2 protein-coding genes are annotated in these 2,269 nt (G+C 44.6%); one reads left to right on the forward strand and one right to left on the reverse strand.

Features of this window, described 5'->3' with window-relative positions; all coding sequences use genetic code 11:
• Window positions 1-78 precede the first annotated feature (78 nt).
• Window positions 79-1,548, reverse strand: coding sequence for a site-2 protease family protein (locus PY364_RS07450; RefSeq protein ID WP_275521608.1), 1,470 nt, complete (start codon window positions 1,546-1,548; stop codon window positions 79-81).
• A gap of 31 nt (window positions 1,549-1,579) precedes the next feature.
• Here PY364_RS07450 and PY364_RS07455 point away from each other — a divergent pair, with 31 nt between their 5' ends.
• Window positions 1,580-2,233, forward strand: a complete 654-nt coding sequence (locus PY364_RS07455; protein ID WP_275521609.1) for an MBL fold metallo-hydrolase — start codon at window positions 1,580-1,582, stop codon at window positions 2,231-2,233.
• The last annotated feature ends 36 nt before the right edge of the window (window positions 2,234-2,269 follow it).

Here is a 2,269-nt window from a genome sequence, read left to right on the forward strand (position 1 = left end):
CGGTGCCCTAACCGCCTAGAAGGCGGCGTTACGGATATCTGTCCTAACTGCCTTGGCGGTTGCTATACCAATTACCAATTACCAAAACAACCCAGTAATTCCCCTCGGTGTTGGCAACAAAATCATCACCAATAACCCTAAAGAAACCAATCCCAAGAAATCGCGCCAGTTATCCAATTCACTAACATCATTAAGTGCTGGTTCATCGTTAAGTGGCATCAAAAATAAAAGCACTGCCCATAGCAAAAGCCCCGGCTCTAACAAAGCAAGCAAGAACATTAAAAATCGTGCAATTTGCCCGATGGCCATGCTAATCTTTTGACCAAACATCGCATGGACAATGTGACCTCCATCCAACTGTCCCACAGGTATTAAATTAAATGCCGTTACCACTAAACCTAAATAACCCGCTACTGCTACCGGATGCAAATTAATAGCATTGTCTGGAGTTAAAGCGCTTCCAAGTGTTAATTTGCTTAACAAAGATAACAATAGTGAAAACTTGGGATTGAAAGACTCAAAATTTAATATCCCCGATCGATCGGATAGAGGAACAATAGTGGAGTTAGCCAAACCCCAAACCATAAATGGTAACGAGATTACTAAACCTGCTAGTGGGCCAGCAATACTGATGTCAAATAAAGCTTTACGATTCGGTATTGGACTCCGCATCTGGATGAATGCGCCAAAAGTGCCTAAGAAAAATGGCACGGGAATAAAATAAGGCAAAGTTGAGCGAATTTTGTAGAAACGAGCAGCTAAATAGTGGCCGGATTCGTGGGTTCCTAATATTAAGAGCAGTGAGATTGCATAAGGCAATCCTTTGAGCAAGAGAGCAGGATCGGACTGTAATGATTTATTAGTAATGCCGGCCATTTCTGTGCCGGCAATTGTTGTGGTAAACAGCGTTACTAACAATAAACCCAGAGCTAAAATTGGTCGTGTTAAACGTTCATTATTGAGAGTGTTTTGGGCATTAACTCTTTTAGGATTGGGAACTAGGGCAAAAAATGGTTTGCCGCTAAGACTATTTTGAAAGATTACGAGAAAGCGATCGCCAAAATACTTCTCAACATTCTCCGTAATTGTCTGATATGCCGTCTCTGAATTTGTCCGCAATTGTCCGCGACAAATCACTGATTGGGGTCGAAATTCCAAATGTTGTAGGTAGTAAACTGACCAAGGAAAACAATCTCGGAGGTTAGCTTCTTCTAGTTTGTCAATTGGGCGTAATTTAGCCTTTTTCTGTTCATTCTCTGGGGATTGAGGTGCGGCTACTTCAGCCTTTGGCGTGGGTATTTCCTTACGTCCCCACTGTACCAACAGCCAGTACAAACAAGGACAAACAATTAAAGGCGCGATCGCTAATTCTACAGGTAGCGGCTTGTGGGAACCGTGAACTAAAATCCATGTACCCCAAATCAACCCTGGTGTCATCATCACCAGCCACAAAACCCATACGGGAGTACGAGTAATGCGACTAACACCCCGTTGTAACGAAAAGTATGTAATTAATCCCAGTAGTAGCAACCATAATAGGAATAGCATAATATTTATTCCAGTCAGTTAAAAAGTTTCCTTGACACAACAGAGTTCTACATCCAAACAACCCAGGCCAGTGCTGGAGAACATCTTTGCTTTCCCGCCTAACCGGGATACCCTGGGAGCGACAGCCTACTTCATTGTAGAAAACCAAATGAATATCCTGGTTGATAGTCCCGCGTGGGATGACGCAAACCAGGCATTTTTGCGCTCTTTTGGCGGCGTGCACTGGCTATTTCTCACCCATCGGGGTGCGATTGGTAAGGCGAAGGAGATTCAGCAAGCGATGGGGTGCGACATCGTTATCCAAGAGCAAGAAGCTTATTTGTTACCGGGTTTAAGTTTAACGCCATTTCGCCAAGAGTGGGCGCTCAGCGAGCATTACCAAGGGATTTGGACACCGGGACATTCTCCAGGATCGTCCTGTTTGTACTATGCTGGCTATGGCGGTGTGCTGTTTACCGGACGGCATTTATTGCCAAATCAGCAAGGTACGCCGACACCGCTACGGACTGCTAAAACTTTTCATTGGCCGCGACAAATACAAAGCGTTAAGTTACTGATCGATCGCTTTTCACCGGCAACTCTACATTATATTTGTCCGGCTGCGAATACGGGGTTACTGCGCGGGAAAAGAGCGATCGCAACAGCTTACGAACAATTAGCCAATCTCGATTTAGCAGCTTTATGACTTGTAAAATTGTTTGTAACGCCGCCCTCTGGGCGG

It is taken from the genome of Kamptonema sp. UHCC 0994 (genome assembly GCF_029167235.1).
GTDB lineage: Bacteria > Cyanobacteriota > Cyanobacteriia > Cyanobacteriales > Microcoleaceae > Kamptonema.

Coding starts and splice junctions, on each gene's coding strand:
- PY364_RS07450 (WP_275521608.1), bottom strand. CDS start 1,548: ATGCTATTCCTATTATGGTTGCTACTACTGGGATTAATTACATACTTT.